The sequence below is a fragment of the Nocardioides perillae genome (assembly GCF_013409425.1).
Classification (GTDB): domain Bacteria; phylum Actinomycetota; class Actinomycetes; order Propionibacteriales; family Nocardioidaceae; genus Nocardioides; species Nocardioides perillae.
In genome coordinates, this window is sequence record NZ_JACCAC010000001.1 from 1,614,035 (window position 1) to 1,631,651 (window position 17,617).

Genomic DNA, 17,617 nt, shown 5'->3' on the forward strand with positions numbered 1-17,617 from the left:
GTGGCGGATGCGGGCCACCGCGGGTGGTCGGCTCCGGTAGCGGTGGCCGGTGGGCGTGGTGGTGACGACCTCGTGCCCGGCGTCGGGCGGGCCGGGTCGGGCCCGCCACCCCGGCGCCTGCTCGGCGTGGTTGCACGCCTCGCACAGCCCCTGGGCGTTGACCCCGTCGGTGGCGCCGCCCTCGGCGTGGTCGACGACGTGGAGCGTGCACGGCGACGCCCTCGCGCACCGGCAGCAGCGCCGTCACGTAGGCCATCGTGTCGGGGGCCGGGCGGATGCTCACGTGCCGGTCCTGCTCGGCCTTGCGCCGCCGCTTCGCCACGGCGGCCGCGTCGAGCTCCGCCGCGGCGGACCGCGCCGGCCCCGTCAGCTCGCCGGTGCTCATCGCCTCCGGCTGCTCGGCGTCGCCGGCGATCGTCGCGTCGACCGTCAGGCGATCCTCCAGGCTGAGGCAGGCGGTCTCGCGCGCGAGGACCGTGGCCCTCCACTCGTCGATCCGGCCGGTGCGCCACGCGCTCCAGGTGGACGGCAGCTCGCGTGCACCACGGTGGCGAGGCCGAGGTGCTGCTGACCGCGGTGCGGCGACTCGCGCCGGGCGAGCGCGACCTGGTGAGCGACACCGCGCCCCTGCCGCGCGGCCGGCACCCCGGCCGCGGCTCGGGCGGCGCGCTGCGAGGCGTCGAGCTCGGCCGCCAGCGCGGCCTGGGCCGCCGTCGCAGATCACACGTCGTGACCACCCCCACGAGCTCCCGCGGTGGACGGAGTCCTGGGGCCGGGCGACCTGCTCCGCTGTCCGGTCGTGCCTCAGCCGTCGCTCCCCGGTCCGCGGCCGGCCAGCGGGTCGGCCGGCAGGTCGGCGGGGTCGACGTCGGCTGGTGCGACCCACTGGTGCGCCTCGCCCATGAAGGTGTGCACGAAGCCGCAGCGCACGCAGATGACGCCCTCGGCGGACCGGTTGAGCCAGTCGAGGTCGAAGAAGGTCATGCCGGTGGTCGTCATCTTGACCTCGCGACGGGCGAAGAGCAGCCCGCCGCAGACGTGGCAGGCCAGGAAGCGCTGGGTGGGCCGGACGAAGACGTGCACGAGGGTCCTCTCGACGCGGGGAGCACCGACCCTAGGCGAGCCCGGCCCCGACCGGCCCTGCCCGGCCGCGCCTGCCGACCGCCGCGGTGTGCTGGACTGTCCTGCGTGGAGATCTGGGTGAACCCGGCGTGCTCGAAGTGCCGTGCCGCGACGGCGGCGCTCGACGAGGCGGGCGTGGCCTACACCGTGCGCCGCTACCTCGACGACCCGCCGACCCGCGAGGAGCTCGCCGCGGTGGTCGCGCGACTGGGCCTCGAGCCCTGGGACGTCGCGCGGACCGGTGAGCCCGAGGCGGCCGCGCTCGACGACCTCACCCGCACGCCGGCCGACCGCGATCGGTGGCTCGACGCGATGGCGGCCCACCCGCGGCTCATCCAGCGCCCGATCATCACCGCCGACGACGGCACGACGGTGGTCGGTCGCGACCAGGCCAGCCTCGACCGGGTGCTGTCGTCGTGAGCCACCGGATCTTCGCCACGCCCGTCGCCGACGTCTACCCGCACTACGTCGCGAAGGCCGAGCGCAAGGGCCGGACCAAGGAGGAGGTCGACGCCGTGACCACCTGGCTGACCGGCTTCGACCAGGCCCAGCTCGAGGACCACCTCGCCGCGGGCACGACCTTCGAGCAGTTCTTCGCCCAGGCGCCCGGCAACCCCGACGCCGCCCTGGTCACCGGCGTCGTCTGCGGCGTGCGGGTCGAGGAGGTCGACGACCCGCTGATGCAGCAGGTCCGCCGCCTCGACAAGCTGGTCGACGAGCTGGCGCGCGGCAAGGCCCTGGCGAAGGTCCTCCGCTCCTAGCCTCGGCGGCGGGAGAGAGGGCTGACCGCGAGCCGGGCAGCAGCGAAGCAGGGGGCCGCTCGGCCACCACCTCGACCGGCATCCCGACCGCGGCTCGGAGTGCCTCGGCGAGCCCTGGCTCCCGGGCGGCGCGGGGTCGCATCCCGACCACCAGGCCCGACCCGTCCGGGCACGCGCTCGCCGAGGACCAGGCGGGGCGCCTGCCGGTCGCACGCAGCCAGTCCGCGAGGCGCCCGTAGGCCTCGCGCACGTCGGCCCGGGAGTAGCGCACCTCCCGCACGACCACCCGCGCGCCGCCCGGTCGTGGGCCGGCCAGTGCCCGGACCCTGCTCGGCACCGGCGCGGCCCACGACAGGACGACGGCGCCGCCCGCCTGCCAGTACGCGAGCCCCGCGCCCCCGGGGAGGCCCGACGTCGTGGCGCGGATGCGGTGGACCACCGGCGCCAGCACCCACTGCACCGCCTGCGACACCTGCCCCGCCGCGTCGACGCCGACCGAGCGAGCCGACGGGTCCCACTCGTAGGCGTGGGCCACCCCGGCGGCGCGGAGACGCATCAGCACATCCGGCTCGACGCGGTGGTCGAGGTCCCCGCTGCGGTCGACGACCAGCGCGACGACCCCGACGGCCGTCGGTGCGGCGTGGCGGACCTCCACCCCGGACAGCCCGTCGAGCCGGGCCACCACCCGGCGCTGGCGCGCCTCCTCGGGCACCGGGGGAGCCGCCGCCAGGGCGTCGCGCGCCTGGCACCCGGCTCCCGTCCTGGCGCTTCCGAGCGCCCCCGCGCGCACCGGGGCCGTCGACCCCTCGAGGGCGGGCGCCGTCGCCGGCGCCTCAGGCCGTGCGCTGCACGCGGCGGCGCCGGACAGCGCCGTCGCGAGGGCGGCCGTGGCGGCCACCGCGCGGCGTACGCGGGTCGAGACGTCCACGCGGGTGTGACGGCTGAGGGTGCCCGACGGTTCCCGCCACCCACCGTGTCGCGTCAGCGGGCCCAGAGGTCGGTCCAGCGGTGGCCGAGGGCGCCCACGAGCTCGCGCAGCAGCGGCAGGCTGACGCCGACGACGTTGTGGTGGTCGCCCTCGATGCCGCGCACGAAGGCGCCGCCGAGGGAGTCCACGGTGAAGGCGCCGGCGACGTGCAGGGGCTCGCCCGTGGCGACGTACGCCGCGACCTCGTCGTCGTCTGGCGAGGCGAAGTGGACGACGGTCGAGGCCGTGGCCTCCTCGTGGCGACCGGACGCCAGGTCGACGAGGTGGTGGCCGGTGTGCAGCACCCCCGAGCGCCCCCGCATCGCGCGCCACCGCTCGGTCGCGACCTCGGCCGTGCCGGGCTTGCCGAGCGCCTCGCCGTCGAGCTCGAGCACGGAGTCGCAGCCGAGGACGAGCGCGCCGGTCGGCAGGTCGTCGCGGGCGGCGACGGCACGGCACTTCAGCCCGGCGAGCCCGAGCGCGAGCTCGGCGGGCGGCAGGCCGTCGAGCACCGACTCGTCGACGCCGGAGACGACGACGTGCGGGTCGAGCCCGGCGCTGCGCAGCGTCGCGAGCCGCGCGGGGGAGGCGGAGGCCAGGACGAAGGGGAGGGTGCGGCGGCGGGTCGGGCCGGAGGTGGGCGCATCGGTCACGCCGCCGACCCTACGATCGGGCGCGATGCCTCCCGAGACCACCCGGCGCAGCACCTCCCACGGCGAGGGCCGCCACGACCGGGCCTGGCTGCTCGCCCTCGGCGCCCCCGCGCTCGGCATGGCCTTCACCGTCACGGTGGTCGCCTCCTACGTGCCGGTGCTGCTCGAGGCCGGGTCCGACCCGGTGACGATCGGCCTGCTGGTGGCCGCCGAGGGGTTCCTCGGCATCTTCGTCCCGGCGCTCGTCGGCAACGCCTCCGACCGCCGCAGCCGCCGGGTGCGCGACCGCCTGGGCCTGCTCGTCGCGGCGGCCGCGCTCGTGGTCGCCGGCCTCGCCCTCGTCGGCGTCCTCGCGACGGTCGGCGGGTTGTCGGTGTGGGTCTCGGCGCTGGCGCTGCTGCTGCTCTACCTCGGCTACCACGCCTTCCTCGCGCCCTACTGGACCCTCTTCTCCGACACCGTCGCGCCCGAGCGCAGCGGCCGGGCCGTCAGCGTCGAGGGCACGTGGCGGGTGCTGGGCACCGGCGCCGGGCTCATCGGCGGCGGGCTGCTGATCGCGCTGCAGCCGGGTCTGCCCTTCCTGGTGGCGGCCGGCCTCGTCGTGGTCACCGTGCTCGTGCTCGTGCGCGGGCTGGGGGAGCGCGGTGACGACCCCGTGACGGGCGAGACGGTCGAGGGGCGGGCCTCCACCGGCGCGATCCGCACGCTGCTGCGCGACCCCGCGATCCGCCGCCTGGCGGTCGCCAACGGGTTGTGGAACTTCGCCCTCATGGCGCTGCGCGCCTTCGTCGTGCTGTTCTTCGTGGCCGGGCTGCAGCGCGACACCGCCTTCGTGGCGACGGTCGTCTTCCCGCTCGTCGCGGTGGGCATCCTCGCCGCCGCGCCCGCCTCGGGCTGGCTCGCGGAGCGGTTCGGCCACGTGCGGCTGCTCGTCGTCGCGCTGGTGGCGTGGGGCGGCACCATGGCGGTGCCACCCTTCTACACCGGTCCGTGGATCGTCGCGGCGATCCCGGTGGTCGCGGCGGGTGCCGCCGTCGTGCTCACGCTCCCGCTCTCGGTGCTGATGCGGGTGACCCCCGACGAGCGCCACGGGGCGGCCGCCGGGCTCTTCGGCGTGAGCCGCGGCGTCGGGTCCACGCTGGGCCCGGTGGTCGCGGGCGTGGCGATCGTGCTGCTCGACGGGGTGGCGCCCTTCAGCGACACCCAGGGCTACGGCGCCTTCTGGCTGGTCTGCTCGGCGGCCCTGCTCCTCAGCGTGCCGCTGACGTGGTCGCTGCGCGACCAGCCGGGTCTCTAGCCGTCAGCGCGCACCGAGCGCGTCAGCGCGGCAGCGCGCTCGCCCGCCAGGCGCCGGGGCCGGGCGTGAGGGGCTGCCGCAGCCCGCGCGCGGGCCGCGACCACTCCGGCGTACGCCGGGGGGCCGGGGCCTCGCCGCCGCCGAGGGCCGCCACGACCGCCACGATCGCGGCGACCTCCTCGGGGGTGGCGTCGGGGTTGACGACCCGCAGCACCGGGCGGGCGGGAGCCTGCTCGGGGCCGAGGTCCTGCTCGCCGCTCACAGCGGGATGTTCCCGTGCTTCTTCGGCGGCAGCGTCTCGCGCTTGGTGCGCAGCAGCCGCAGGGACCGCACGACCTCGATGCGGGTCTCGTGGGGCTGGATGACGGCGTCGACGTAGCCGCGCTCGGCCGCGGTGTAGGGGTTGGCGAGGGTGTCCTCGTACTCCTCGATGAGCTCGGCGCGCCTGGCCTCCACGTCACCGCCCTCGGCCTCGACCTCCGCGAGGGTCTTGCGGTGGATGATGTTGGCCGCGCCCTGCGAGCCCATGACCGCGATCTGCGCGGTGGGCCAGGCGACGTTGACGTCGGCGCCGAGGTGCTTGGAGCCCATGACGACGTAGGCGCCGCCGTAGCCCTTGCGGGTGATGACGGTGACGAGCGGCACGGTCGCCTCGGCGTAGGCGTAGATGAGCTTCGCGCCACGCCGGATGATGCCGGTGTGCTCCTGGTCGATGCCGGGCAGGAAGCCGGGCACGTCGACGAAGGTCAGGACCGGCACGTTGAAGGCGTCGCAGGTGCGCACGAAGCGCGCGGCCTTCTCGGAGGCGTCGATGTCGAGGGTGCCAGCGAACTGCATCGGCTGGTTGGCCACGACGCCGACCGGACGGCCCTCGACGCGGCCGAAGCCGACGACGATGTTGGGCGCGAAGAGCGGCTGGACCTCGAGGAACTCCTCGTCGTCGAGCACGGCCTCGATGACGGTGTGCACGTCGTAGGGCTGGTTGGGCGAGTCGGGGATGAGCGTGTCGAGCGCCCGGTCGGTCTCGGTGACCTCGAGCACGGCCGGGTCGTCGAGGGCCGGCGGCTCCTCGAGGTTGTTGGCCGGCAGGTAGGACAGCAGCGCCTTGACGTAGTCGAAGGCGTCCTCCTCGTCGGAGGCCATGTAGTGGGCGTTGCCCGACTTGGTGTTGTGGGTGCGGGCGCCGCCGAGCTCCTCCATCGAGACGTCCTCGCCGGTGACGGTCTTGATGACGTCGGGCCCGGTGATGAACATCGCGGAGGTCTGGTCGACCATCACGGTGAAGTCGGTGACCGCGGGGGAGTAGACGTGGCCACCCGCGCAGTTGCCCAGGATCATCGAGATCTGCGGGATGACGCCCGAGGCGTGCACGTTGCGCTTGAAGATCTCGCCGTAGAGGCCGAGGGAGACCACGCCCTCCTGGATGCGCGCGCCCGCGCCCTCGTTGATGCCGACGATGGGGGAGCCGGTCTTGATGGCGAGGTCCATCACCTTGGTGATCTTCTCGCCGTAGACCTCGCCCAGCGAGCCGCCGAAGACGGTGAAGTCCTGGGAGAAGACGCAGACCTGGCGGCCGTCGACCGTGCCGTAGCCGGTGATGACGCCGTCGCCGTAGGGACGCGTCGACTCCAGGCCGAAGGCGGTCGAGCGGTGGCGGGCCAGCTCGTCGAGCTCGACGAAGGAGCCCTCGTCGAAGAGCATCTCGATGCGCTCGCGGGCGGTCTTGCGGCCCTTCGCGTGCTGCTTCTCGACCGCCTTCGCGGACCCGGCGTGCACGGCCTCGTCGAGGCGGCGCTCCAGGTCGGCGAGCTTGCCGGCCGTCGTGTGGATGTCGATGTCCTGGGGGACGTCCGTGCCCTCACCGGGTCGTGCGCTCACGTCTGTGGCCTCCTCGGATGGCCTCGATGCCTGGTGGTGGGTCAATGTAGTGGTCGTGCCGACCCACCCCGCCACGCGCCCACCACTCGACCAGGACCGCCTCGCCGACCTGCTGCGCGCGCCCGCGCGTGCCGCGGCCGCCGGGTGGTCGGTCACCGTGCTGGAGGAGGCGGGCTCGACCAACGCCGAGCTCGCCGGGCTGGCCCGTGGCGGCGCCCCCGAGGGCACCGTGGTCACGACCGAGCACCAGACCGCCGGGCGTGGCCGCCTCGACCGCACCTGGGCCATGCCCGCCCGCAGCGCACTCGCCGTCTCGGTGCTGCTGCGCCCGCAGGTGCCGGCCGCGTCGTGGCCGTGGCTGCCGCTGCTCGTCGGCACCGCCGTGGCGGGCGTGCTGCCCGCCCACGGCGTGCCCGCGGTGCTGAAGTGGCCCAACGACGTGCTCGTCGAGGAGCCGGCGGCGTCGGGCGAGCTGCGCAAGCTCGCGGGCATCCTCGTGGAGCGGGTCGACACCCCCGAGGGCCCGGCCGCCGTCGTCGGCTGCGGCCTCAACACCGACCTCGACCGCGGCGAGCTGCCCGTCGAGACCGCCACCTCCGTGCGCCTGGTCACCGGGAGCAGCCCCGACCGCACCCTGCTGCTGGCCGACCTGCTCGCCGCCCTCGCCGAGCAGTACGCCGGGTGGGCGGCGCCCGGCGGCGCCGACGCCCTGCACGCGGCGTACTCCCGCGCGTGCTCGACGGTCGGTCGCGAGGTGCGCGTCGAGCTGCCCGCCGGGGGGTTGCTGACCGGGCGCGCGTCGGGCATCGACGCCGGCGGCGGCCTCGTCGTCGACGCGCTGGCCGGGCAGGTCGTGGTCGGCGCGGGCGACGTCGTGCACGTCCGCCCCGCCTGAGCGGGCGCGCGAGACGTCCGTTCGGTGGCAGGATCGGGGCGTGTCCTCCCCGTCCGAGACCCCCGAGCAGCCCGGCCTGGCCGCGCTGATCATGGGTGAGCTCCCGGCCTTCGACGCCGAGGAGGTCGCTGAGCAGGCCGGCGTCAGCGTCGAGCAGGCGCGTCGGCTGTGGCGGGCGCTCGGCTTCCCGCAGCTCGACGACGCGCGCGGCTTCACCAGCTCCGACGTGGCGGCGGTCTCCACGCTCTACCGCACGGTCGAGTCGGGCGCGCTCGACTTCGACACGGCCGTCGACCTCACCCGCGCGGTCGGCCAGACCATGGCGCGGCTGGCCGACTGGGGGGTCGGCACGCTGCTCGACCGGGTCGAGGCGCTCGAGCGCGGCGAGCAGGCCACGGGCTCGCGGCTCGGCTCGGCCCGACGGCTGCTCGAGGAGCTCGGCGAGCCGTTCGAGGCGCTGCTCACCTACTCCTGGCGACGTCACCTGGTCGCCGCCGTCGCCCGGATGGAGGCGCTCGGCGCCGACGACGAGGACCTGCACACCAGCAACCTCACGGTCGGCTTCGCCGACATCGTCAGCTTCACCGCGCTGTCCAACCAGCTGGAGGAGGGCCGCATCGGCGACCTCGTCGAGCTCTTCGAGTCCCGCTGCGGCGACGTGGTCGCTGCCCACGGCGGCCGGGTGGTCAAGAGCATCGGCGACTCCGTGCTCTTCACCACCGACACGCCCGTGGCGGCTGTCGAGATCGCCGAGGGGATCATCGCCGTCATCGGCCGCGACCCGCGGATGCCCGACGTGCGGGTGGGCCTGGCCACGGGCTCGGTCGTGATGCGCCTCGGCGACGTCTTCGGCCCCCCGGTCAACATGGCCGCGCGGCTCACCGCCGTCGCCCGGCGCAACCGGGTCATCGTCGACGCGGTGACCGCCAAGCGGCTGCCGCCCGAGGACTTCGACACCCGGCGGCTGCCGGCGCGGCCGGTGCGCGGCTTCGGTCTCGTGGAGCCGGTCGCCGTGCGGCGCCACTGAGCGCCCCGTCTAGGCTGGCGGCCGTGACCGCGTCGACGCCTGCCCCCACGCTGGCGGTCGTCGGCGGCGGCCAGCTGGCCCGGATGATGGCCCAGCCGGCCATCGCGCTCGGGCTGCCGCTGCGCCTGCTCGCCGAGGCCGAGGGCGTGTCCGCCGCCCAGGTGATCCCCGACCACGTCGTCGGCGACCACCGCGACCTCGAGACGCTGCGCCGCGTCACCGCCGGTTGCCCGGTGGTCACCTTCGACCACGAGCACGTGCCGACCGAGCACCTGCACGCCCTGGAGGCCGACGGCGTCGCCGTGCGCCCCGGCCCGCGTGCGCTCGTGCACGCCCAGGACAAGGGCGTCATGCGCGCGGCGCTCGAGCGGCTCGGCCTGCCCTCACCGCGCCACCGGCTGGTGACCGCGCCCGAGGAGGTCGCCGACTTCGGCTTCCCGTGCGTGCTCAAGACGACCCGCGGCGGCTACGACGGCAAGGGCGTGTGGGTCGTGCGCGACCTCGACGGCTGCGCCGAGGCGTTCGCCGCGGCCGAGGCGGCCGGCGTCGAGGTGCTGGCCGAGGAGCTGGTCGACTTCCGGCGCGAGCTGTCCGCCCTCGTGGCGCGCTCCCCGAGCGGCCAGGCCGCGGCGTACCCGGTCGTCGCCTCGACCCAGGTCGACGGCATCTGCCACGAGGTGGTCGCGCCGGCGCCCGACCTCGACCCCGACCTGTCGGCCCGCGCCCAGCGCATCGCGCTCGAGCTCGCCGGCGCGCTCGACGTGACCGGCATCCTCGCCGTCGAGCTCTTCGAGACCACCGACGGCCGGGTCCTGGTCAACGAGCTGGCGATGCGCCCGCACAACACCGGCCACTGGACCCAGGACGGCGCGGAGACCTCGCAGTTCGAGCAACACCTGCGCGCCGTGCTCGACCTGCCGCTCGGCTCGCCCGCCCCGCGGGCCCGGTGGACGGTCATGGTCAACATCCTCGGGGCGCCCGAGGACCCCGAGCGCGGCGAGGTGGGGCGGCTGTGGGACGGCTACCCCCACGCGCTCGCCCGCGACCCGCGGCTGCGGGTGCACCTCTACGGCAAGGACCTGCGGCCCGGCCGCAAGGTCGGCCACGTCAACGCCTACGGCGACGACCTCGAGGACTGCCTGGAACGCGCGCGGCACGCCGCCGCGTGGTTCCGCGGCGACCTCGGCGACGAGAGCGAGTGAGATGAGCGAGCAGGCCACCGGCGGGGCCCGGGTCGGGATCGTCATGGGGTCGGACTCCGACTGGCCCACCATGCAGGCCGCGGCCGAGGCGCTGGCGGAGTTCGGGGTGGCCTACGAGGCCGACGTCGTCTCGGCGCACCGGATGCCCGACGAGATGCTGCGCTGGGGCCGCGAGGCCGCCGGCCGCGGGCTGTCGGTGGTGGTCGCCGGCGCCGGCGGAGCCGCGCACCTGCCCGGCATGCTCGCCGCCGTCACGCCGCTGCCGGTGATCGGTGTGCCCGTGCCGCTGCGCCACCTCGACGGCATGGACTCCTTGCTCTCGATCGTGCAGATGCCCGCCGGGGTGCCGGTGGCCACCGTGTCGATCGGGGGCGCGCGCAACGCCGGGCTGCTGGCGGTGCGCATCCTCGCCGCCACCGACCCCGCCCTGCAGCAGCGGATGACCGCCTTCCAGGACGACCTGCGCGACCAGGCGCACGCCAAGGGCGAGGTCGTGCGCCGCGAGTCGGGCGGCGGCGCCCGCCGCGTCGGCTTCGGCGGCTGACCGGCCCGTGGCCGGCACGGGGCGGGGCACGGAGCGAGGCCGTCGCCACGACCGCGTCGTCGGCGTCGACGTGGCGCGCTGCGCCGCGCTGCTCGGGATGGTCGCCACGCACGTGCTCGACGAGCGCGCCCCGACCGGTGAGCTGACCCTCGCCCACGAGGTCGCCGGCGGTCGGGCCTCCGCGCTCTTCGCCGTGCTCGCCGGGGTCAGCCTCGCGCTGCTGACCGGCGGCCCGCGGCCCGTGGTGGGCCGCGAGCGGGCGGCGCGCAGCGCCGGGCTGGTGGTGCGGGCCCTGCTCGTGGCCCTGATCGGCCTGCTGCTCGGCATGCTGGACACCGGGATCGCGGTGATCCTCACCTACTACGGCGTCGTCTTCCTGCTCGCACTGCCCTTCCTGGGCCTGCGCACGCGGTCGCTGCTGGTGGCGGCGGGTGCCTGGGCGGTGCTCGCCCCGCTGGCCTCGCACCTGCTGCGGCCCTCGCTGCCGCCCCGGGGCTACGCGTCGCCCACCCTCGAGCAGCTCGCCGACCCCGGTCAGCTGCTCTCCGAGCTGCTGTGGACCGGCTACTACCCGGCCGTGCCGTGGCTGTCCTACGCCCTGCTCGGCCTGGCCGTCGGGCGTCTCGACCTGCGCTCGTGGCGCGCCGTCGGCACGCTCGTGGCCGGCGGGGCGGTGCTCGCCGGGTTGGCCCACGCCGTCTCGGGGTGGCTCACCGCGCAGCCGGGCGTGCTGCGCGCCCTGCTGCGGGACCCGTCGTACGCCGCGCCCGACGGCCCCACGCTCGAGCAGGAGCTCGCCTCGGGCATGTTCGGCACGACCCCCACCGGCGGGCCGGTGCAGTGGCTGCTGGTCGACGCCCCGCACTCGGCGACGCCCTTCGACCTGGCCGCCACCGGGGGCACGGCGCTGCTGGTGCTGGGGCTCGCGCTCGTCGTCGACCGGCTGCCGGGCGCGGTGCGCCGCGCGGCGGCGGTCCTCTTCGGCGCGGGCGCGGCGACGCTGACGCTCTACTCCCTCCACCTGGTGATGAAGACCCCCGACGTGCCCCCGGCGGAGGTGCCGGGGTCGTTCGCCACGCACGTCGGGGTGCTGCTCGCGGTCGGGGCGGTGCTCGCGCTGTCGGGCCAGAGCGGACTGCTGGAGCGGGTCGTCACCGCCGCCTCGCGCGGCACCGCCGCGCTGGTGCGCGGCCGGGGACGGTGACCGGACGGCTCAGCCGCGCCGGCGCCACTCGATCGCGGGGCAGGTGTCCATGACCATGGCGACGCCTGCGGCGGTGGTGCGGGCGAAGGCGTCCTCGTCGACGACGCCGAGCTGGAACCACACCCCCCTCGCACCGACCTCGACGGCCTGGTCGGCGAAGGGACCGGCCTGCTCGGAGCGGCGGAAGACGTCGACGACGTCGACCGGGAAGGGGACGTCGGCCAGCGTGGCGTAGCCCTGCTCGCCCAGCACCGTCGGCGCGCTCGGGTGCACCGGCACGATCCGCTTGCCGCGCTGCTGCAGCAGCGCCGCGATCGAGTACGCCGTGCGGCTGGGGTCGCCGGAGAGGCCCACCACCGCCCACGTCTCGCAGTCGTCGAGCATCAGGGAGACCGCGTCAGGGTCCTGCCAGGAGGTCATGCTGCGACCGTACCCACGGCCCCGCCCCGACCCACCGCGCCGCCGGGCCTAGCCCCCCGGCAGGATCCGCGGCAGCTCGGACGCCCTGCCCGTGAACTGCGGGTCGCGCTTCTCGCGGAAGGCGGCCACGCCCTCCTTGCCGTCGCCGACCGAGGTGTGCCACATGGCGACCGAGTCGGCGACGTGGGCGTCGAGCGGGTGCGGCGCGGCGGTGCCGGCGTACACGAGCTGCCGGGCGAGTGCAAGCGCGACGGGGGAGCGGCCGACGACGAAGGAGCGGGCGAGCTCCTGCGCGGCGCCGAGCAGCTCGTCGGGCTCGTGGACCGAGCGCACCAGCCGCCCCGCCTGCGCCTGCTCGGCGGTGAGGATCTCCGCCGAGTAGACCCACTCCAGGGCCTGCTGCACGCCGACGATGCGCGGCAGGAACCAGCTCGAGCACGCCTCCGGCACGATGCCGAGGCGGCCGAAGACGAAGCCGATCCGGGCCTTGGTCGAGGCCAGCCGGATGTCCATCGCCAGCGTCATCGTGGCGCCGATGCCGACGGCCGCCCCGTTGATCGCGGCGATGACCGGCTTGCGGCAGTCGTGGATGGCCAGCGTGACCTTGCCGCCGGTGTCGCGCACCCCGTCGGCGTACGGCGCCTCCGTCAGGTGGGCGCGCAGGTCCTCCGGCGTCGGGTCGACGGTCTCGTCGAGGCCGAAGACGTTGCCCTCGGCGGAGAGGTCCATGCCCGCGCAGAACGCGCGGCCCGCGCCGGTGACCACCACGGCGCGCACGTCGTCGTCGAGCGCGACCTCGCGGAAGAACCGCTCGAGCTCGCGCGCCATCGTGACGGTGAAGGAGTTCAGCGCGTCGGGGCGGTCGAGGGTGAGGGTGGCGACGCCGTCGCCGTCGACCTCCACAGAGAGGGTCTCGAGGTCGGCGGTGGTCACGCGGGGCATGCGGGGTCTCCTGGCTGGTGGGACGGGCAGGTCGTGGGTCCGGGGGTGGGGGGAAGGAGATCAGCGGGGCGGCAGGCCCGAGGGCGTGCAGAGCCGGTCCGGGATGGACGCGGTGTCGTCCTCGGCGAGGTAGCGGAACATCCGCGGGGCCCGCTCGGAGTCCCAGTTCACCGCGAGGTCGGCGATCGGCACGCCGCAGGTCAGCCCCGCCTCGCCGTCGACGCGGGTCATCGCCAGCGCGAAGAGGCCCATCCGGAAGGGGCCGGTGCCCTCGCTGACGCGCACCGACTCGGCGGCGGCGTGGGTGAGGGCCCAGTAGCGGAACGGGTCGAGGACCGAGCGGGGCGAGACCGCCTTGCCGGCGACGCCGGAGACGACCTCCCGCTGCGCCTGGGCGCGCTGCACGTCGCCGAGCTCGCGGTAGGTCTTGCGCGAGCGGGCGTAGCCGAGCGCGGTCACGCCGTCCGCCTCCTGGCAGCCCGCCTCGACCTTCAGGCCGGCCTGCGGGTCCTGGATCGCCTGCTCAGGGCAGATCTCGATGCCGCCGACCGCGTCGACGACGCCGACGAAGCCGCCGAAGCCGACCTCGACGTAGTGGTCGACCCGGATGCCGGTGTTCTGCTCGATGGTGCGCACCAGCAGCTGCGGGCCACCGAAGGCGTAGGCGGCGTTGACCTTGGTCGTGCCGTTGCCCGGCACCTCGACGATCGAGTCGCGGGGGATCGACATCAAGACGTTCGGCCCGTCACCGGTGTGCAGCAGCATGATCGTGTCGGTGCGCCGGCCCCCGGCGTTGCCGGTGGTGAGCTCGCGGCGCTGCTCGGGCGTCAGGCCCTCGCGGGAGTCGCTGCCCACGACGAGGTAGGTCGTGCCGGGCTGCTCGGGCGGCCGCTCGCCGTCGGGCGCGGCGTCGACCTCGGAGACCTCGCGCCACGCCAGGAAGGGCGTGACCACCAGGAAGACCAGCCACAGCACGAGGAGCAGCAGCAGGATCCGCAGCACCGGCGGGCGTCGACGCCGACCGCGGGCGGGTCGGCGGGGCTCGCGCGCCGGCGTCGGGGCCGCGGGTCCGCGGGGCGGCGGGGGAGGGGCGTACGGCGCGCCCGCACCGCCGCGCGGCTGCGTCGGCATCACCCGGGTCGGGTCGGGCTCGGGGCGGCCGGGCCCACCGGGCGCACCTGACCCGCTGCCGTAGAGCCAGTCGTACTCGGGCGTCCCCTCCTCGGGGCCGCCACCGCTGCGGGGCCGCTGTGCCATGGCCCGGACGCTACCGCGCCCACCTGGGTGGGAACCCCCCGGCGCGTCGCGCCCGCCTGTGACGCGTGTGGCTGGTGATACTGACGGACGGGCTGCCCCTTCCCCGGCAGCCCCGGTCGAGCAAGAGAGGCACCCCCATGCCGCCCGTCCTCACCCCGGGGCACCCCGGGCACCCCGGACCCGAGGAGCGCGCCGCGCGCGTGCGCTTCCGGCGCGCGATGACCCTCATGGTCATGACGCTCGTGCTGCCCGGCTCGGCCCAGCTCGTCGCGGGCAACCGGCGCGTGGGGCGCCTCGTGCTGCGCGCGTGGCTGCTGCTGCTCGCCGCCGGCCTGCTCGCCGTCGTCGTCGTCGCCCTGTGGCACGGCGTCGCCTTCCGGCTCGCGGTCAGCGCGACCGCCCTCACGCTGCTGCGCTGGGTGCTCGTGCTCGTGGCGGTCGGCTGGGCCGCGCTCTTCTTCGACGCCTGGCGACTCGGCAACCCGCTCAGCCTGCAGCAGCGCCAGCGGCTCGCCGTGGTCGGCGTCAACGGCTTCCTCTCCCTCGGCGTCGCCGGCACGCTGCTCTTCGGCTCCCACCTCGTGGCCGTGCAGCACGAGCTGGTCGACACCCTCTTCGTCGACGGCGAGACCAGCGAGGCCGCCGCCGGGCGCTACAACGTGCTCCTGCTCGGCGGCGACGCCGGTGCGGGCCGGTGGGGTCTGCGCCCCGACTCGCTGACCGTCGCCAGCATCGACGCCGAGACCGGTCGCACGGTGCTGGTCGGCCTGCCGCGCAACATGGCCTCCTTCCCCTTCCGGGAGGGCTCGGTGATGGCCGAGCAGTTCCCCGACGGCTTCGACTGCGAGGGGTGCTACCTCAACTCCGTCAGCACCTGGGCCCAGGACCACCGCGAGCTCTTCGACCGCCCCGGGCGTGCCGGCGTCGACGCGACGGTCATGGCGGTCGAGGGCATCACCGGGCTCGACGTCAGCTACTACGCCATGGTCAACCTCGCCGGCTTCAAGGACCTGGTCGACGCGGTCGGCGGGGTCGAGCTCACGGTGCGCGACCGCATCCCCGTGGGCGGGCTCGGCAGCGACGTGACCGGCTACGTCGAACCCGGCAGGCAGGTGCTGAACGGCCACGACACGCTGTGGTTCGCCCGGGCCCGCGAGGGCTCCGACGACTACTCGCGCATGGCACGGCAGAAGTGCGTGATGAACGCCCTGCTGCACCAGGTGAGCCCGCAGACGGCGCTGGTGAACTTCCAGGAGATCGCGCAGGCCGGCTCGGCGATGGTCTCCACCGACCTGCCCGCCTCCGAGGTCGGCCGCTTCGTGCAGCTGGCGCTGCGGGCGCGCACCCAGCCCGTCTCGACGGTCTCGCTCGTGCCCCCGGCCGTCGACACCGCCGACCCCGACGTCGAGCAGGTGCAGGCGATGGTGCGCCGGGCGATCGACCGTGCCGAGGGCGAGGCCGCCCCGCCGAAGCGCCGGCGGAAGGCGCCCACCACCGTCACCGGCGGCTCGCTGGGCTCACGCGACGAGGGGTACGCCGCGAACGACGCCGACGACCTCGCGAGCGCGTGCTGACCGTAGGGTGACCGGCGTGCCGGACCCGACCGCGACCCCGCCCCGCGTGCTGGCCGTCGTGGTCACCTTCCAGCGCCGCGCGCTGCTCGAGCGGCTGCTGGACACGCTGGAGGCCACCCCCGGCCTCGCCGGCGTGCTCGTGGTCGACAACGCGTCGACCGACGGCACGGGGGAGTGGCTCGCGGCTCGCCCGCAGGGCGACGTGCCGGTGCGGCACCGCACGCTCGCGACCAACCGCGGCGGCGCCGGCGGCTTCCACGACGGGCTGGCCTGGGCGCTCGAGGAGGGCGCCGACCTGGTGTGGCTGATGGACGACGACGGCCTGCCCCAGCCCGGCTGCCTCGCCACCCTGCTCGAGCACCGCGACGACCTCGACTTCTGGGGCCCCGCGGTGGTCGACGAGGCCGACCCCGACCGGCTCGTCTTCCCGATCCGCCTGCCCGGCGGCACCCGCGTGGTGCACCGCACCGCCGAGGTCGAGGCCGCGGCCCGCGCCACCGGCGGGCTCGTGCCCGACGCGGTCATCCCCTTCAACGGCGTGCTCGTCACCCGTGCACTGGTCGAGCGCATCGGTCTCGTGCGCGAGGAGTTCTTCATCTGGGGCGACGACCACGAGTACCGCCTGCGCGCCGAGCGCGCCGGCGCCCGCCTCGCCACCGTGGCCGCCGCCCGCGTGCACCACCCCAGCGTGGGCGACCTCGGCAGCCCGATGGCCTTCGGCCGCACGACCTACAACCACAGCCCCAGCGACCTCAAGGCCTACTGCATGGCGCGCAACAACCTGGTCAACCTGCGCACCTACCGCGGCCGGCCCCACGCCCTCGCCTTCGTGGCGAAGACGCTGTGGTTCTACACCCTGACGCGCCGCGACCCGGCCCGGCTGCGGCTGATGCTCGGCGGCATGCGCGACGGCCTGCGCGGCGACTTCACCCGGCACACGAGGTTCCTGGCGTGAGCGGCGCGTCCGTCGCGGTGGTGGTGGTCACCTACGACCGGTGCGAGCTGCTCGGGGGCATGCTCGACGGCCTCGCGGCGCTCACCACCCCGCCCGCCGCGGTCTACGTCGTCGACAACGCGAGCTCCGACGGCACGGCCGCGCTGCTGGCCGAGCGCGCGGCGCGCGGCGACCTGCCGCTGCGCGTGGTGCGCGCCCCTGCGAACCTCGGCGGGGCCGGCGGCTTCCACCTCGGCCTGCGCACTGCCCACCGCGACGGCCACGACCTCTTCTGGCTCATGGACGACGACGTCGTGCCGGCGCCCGACTGCCTCGAGCGGCTCCTCGAGCACGCCGACGAGGCCGACGGCTTCGTGGCCGTGCGCGAGGACCGCGAGGGGCGGCTGGTCGAGAAGGCCGCGCTCGACTTCGACCTGCGCAACCCCCTCGCGCTGCGACCGAAGCGGGCCACCGTCGACTCGGCGTACGCCGTGCGGGCCGACATGCCCGCGACCGTCGAGGTCCAGAACGTCGCCTTCGAGGGCTTCCTCGTCCACCGCCGCGTCGTCGACCGGGTGGGCCTGCCGGACCCCTCGTTCTTCATCTTCTACGACGACGTCGACTTCGCGCTGCGCGCCCGCCGCGACGGGGCGCGGATCGTGGCGGTGCGCGACGCCGTGCTGGTGCGCCAGCTGGCCTTCGACCAGCAGCACGACCTGGCGGGGTGGAAGGGGTTCTACATGTACCGCAACCTCTTCGTCGTCCACCTGCGCTACGGCGAGAACGTGCTGGTGCGCCTCAAGCCGTGGCTGCTCGTGCTGGCGGTCGTGCTGCTCAGCCCGGTGCGGGGCGGGCCGGGCGAGGCGCGCAACGTGATCCGGGCCATGGCCTCGGCGCGCGGGATGCGTCGCCCGCCGCCGACGTCCGTAGACTGACCGAC

The 17,617-nt window shown here is 75.5% G+C and carries 18 protein-coding genes; 11 read left to right on the top strand and 7 right to left on the bottom strand.

The window, feature by feature from the left end:
• Positions 1 to 804 precede the first annotated feature (804 nt).
• Positions 805 to 1,083, bottom strand: a complete 279-nt coding sequence (locus BJ989_RS07450) for a hypothetical protein (protein ID WP_179517661.1) — start codon at positions 1,081 to 1,083, stop codon at positions 805 to 807.
• A gap of 105 nt (positions 1,084 to 1,188) precedes the next feature.
• On the opposite strand from BJ989_RS07450, the gene BJ989_RS07455 reads away from it, so the two are divergent.
• A complete protein-coding gene (locus BJ989_RS07455; protein WP_179517662.1) occupies positions 1,189 to 1,542 on the top strand; it encodes an ArsC/Spx/MgsR family protein in 354 nt (117 codons plus the stop codon).
• A complete protein-coding gene (locus BJ989_RS07460; protein ID WP_179517663.1) occupies positions 1,539 to 1,883 on the top strand; it encodes a DUF2200 family protein in 345 nt (114 codons plus the stop codon). Before BJ989_RS07455 ends, BJ989_RS07460 begins: the two co-directional genes overlap by 4 nt.
• A gap of 981 nt (positions 1,884 to 2,864) precedes the next feature.
• Here BJ989_RS07460 and BJ989_RS07465 read toward each other — a convergent pair.
• Entirely contained in the window at positions 2,865 to 3,503 is a 639-nt protein-coding gene (locus BJ989_RS07465) for a Maf family protein (protein ID WP_343049167.1), read from the bottom strand.
• A gap of 25 nt (positions 3,504 to 3,528) precedes the next feature.
• Between BJ989_RS07465 and BJ989_RS07470 the strand changes: the two genes are divergently transcribed.
• Positions 3,529 to 4,800, top strand: coding sequence for an MFS transporter (locus tag BJ989_RS07470; RefSeq protein WP_179517665.1), 1,272 nt, complete (start codon positions 3,529 to 3,531; stop codon positions 4,798 to 4,800).
• 22 nt (positions 4,801 to 4,822) lie between these two features.
• On the opposite strand, the gene BJ989_RS07475 is transcribed toward BJ989_RS07470, so the two are convergent.
• Positions 4,823 to 5,062, bottom strand: a complete 240-nt coding sequence (locus tag BJ989_RS07475; protein WP_343049168.1) for an acyl-CoA carboxylase epsilon subunit — start codon at positions 5,060 to 5,062, stop codon at positions 4,823 to 4,825.
• Positions 5,059 to 6,678 (bottom strand): carboxyl transferase domain-containing protein, encoded by a 1,620-nt coding sequence (locus BJ989_RS07480; RefSeq protein WP_179517666.1) that lies wholly within the window; start codon positions 6,676 to 6,678, stop codon positions 5,059 to 5,061. Before BJ989_RS07480 ends, BJ989_RS07475 begins: the two co-directional genes overlap by 4 nt.
• Before the next feature lie 4 nt (positions 6,679 to 6,682).
• Between BJ989_RS07480 and BJ989_RS07485 the strand changes: the two genes are divergently transcribed.
• Genes BJ989_RS07485 through BJ989_RS07505 form a run of 5 tightly spaced genes read left to right on the top strand, consistent with a single transcriptional unit; the run spans position 6,683 to position 11,550 of the window.
• Entirely contained in the window at positions 6,683 to 7,573 is an 891-nt protein-coding gene (locus BJ989_RS07485; RefSeq protein WP_343049169.1) for a biotin--[acetyl-CoA-carboxylase] ligase, read from the top strand.
• A gap of 40 nt (positions 7,574 to 7,613) precedes the next feature.
• Positions 7,614 to 8,600, top strand: coding sequence for an adenylate/guanylate cyclase domain-containing protein (locus BJ989_RS07490; RefSeq protein WP_343049170.1), 987 nt, complete (start codon positions 7,614 to 7,616; stop codon positions 8,598 to 8,600).
• Between the two features lie 23 nt (positions 8,601 to 8,623).
• Positions 8,624 to 9,802 carry a 5-(carboxyamino)imidazole ribonucleotide synthase gene (locus BJ989_RS07495; RefSeq protein ID WP_343049171.1) on the top strand — a complete coding sequence of 393 codons (1,179 nt, stop codon included), beginning with the start codon at positions 8,624 to 8,626 and terminating at the stop codon, positions 9,800 to 9,802.
• Position 9,803: 1 nt separating this feature from the next.
• The gene (gene purE, locus BJ989_RS07500) at positions 9,804 to 10,346 is read left to right on the top strand and encodes a 5-(carboxyamino)imidazole ribonucleotide mutase (protein WP_179517668.1); all 543 of its coding nucleotides are present in this window, start codon (positions 9,804 to 9,806) and stop codon (positions 10,344 to 10,346) included.
• Positions 10,347 to 10,353: 7 nt separating this feature from the next.
• On the top strand, positions 10,354 to 11,550 hold the full coding sequence (locus BJ989_RS07505; protein WP_179517669.1) for a heparan-alpha-glucosaminide N-acetyltransferase domain-containing protein: 1,197 nt from the start codon (positions 10,354 to 10,356) through the stop codon (positions 11,548 to 11,550).
• Between the two features lie 9 nt (positions 11,551 to 11,559).
• On the opposite strand, the gene BJ989_RS07510 is transcribed toward BJ989_RS07505, so the two are convergent.
• The 3 genes from BJ989_RS07510 to BJ989_RS07520 are packed head-to-tail and all read right to left on the bottom strand — an operon-like array spanning position 11,560 to position 14,169.
• Positions 11,560 to 11,970: a CoA-binding protein gene (locus BJ989_RS07510; protein WP_179517670.1), complete on the bottom strand. Its 411-nt coding sequence runs from the start codon at positions 11,968 to 11,970 to the stop codon at positions 11,560 to 11,562.
• A 48-nt stretch (positions 11,971 to 12,018) separates the two neighbouring features.
• Positions 12,019 to 12,912: a crotonase/enoyl-CoA hydratase family protein gene (locus BJ989_RS07515; RefSeq protein ID WP_179517671.1), complete on the bottom strand. Its 894-nt coding sequence runs from the start codon at positions 12,910 to 12,912 to the stop codon at positions 12,019 to 12,021.
• Between the two features lie 60 nt (positions 12,913 to 12,972).
• Complete coding sequence (locus tag BJ989_RS07520; RefSeq protein ID WP_179517672.1) at positions 12,973 to 14,169, bottom strand: LCP family protein; 1,197 nt, start codon at positions 14,167 to 14,169, stop codon at positions 12,973 to 12,975.
• 137 nt (positions 14,170 to 14,306) lie between these two features.
• Here BJ989_RS07520 and BJ989_RS07525 point away from each other — a divergent pair, with 137 nt between their 5' ends.
• From BJ989_RS07525 to BJ989_RS07535, 3 genes are read left to right on the top strand one after another with little or no spacing between them, the layout of a single operon-like run.
• On the top strand, positions 14,307 to 15,743 hold the full coding sequence (locus tag BJ989_RS07525; protein WP_179517673.1) for an LCP family protein: 1,437 nt from the start codon (positions 14,307 to 14,309) through the stop codon (positions 15,741 to 15,743).
• Between the two features lie 16 nt (positions 15,744 to 15,759).
• A complete protein-coding gene (locus BJ989_RS07530) occupies positions 15,760 to 16,698 on the top strand; it encodes a glycosyltransferase (RefSeq protein ID WP_179517674.1) in 939 nt (312 codons plus the stop codon).
• Positions 16,695 to 17,612 (top strand): glycosyltransferase, encoded by a 918-nt coding sequence (locus BJ989_RS07535; protein ID WP_179517675.1) that lies wholly within the window; start codon positions 16,695 to 16,697, stop codon positions 17,610 to 17,612. The genes BJ989_RS07530 and BJ989_RS07535 overlap by 4 nt, the downstream gene beginning before the upstream one ends.
• The last annotated feature ends 5 nt before the right edge of the window (positions 17,613 to 17,617 follow it).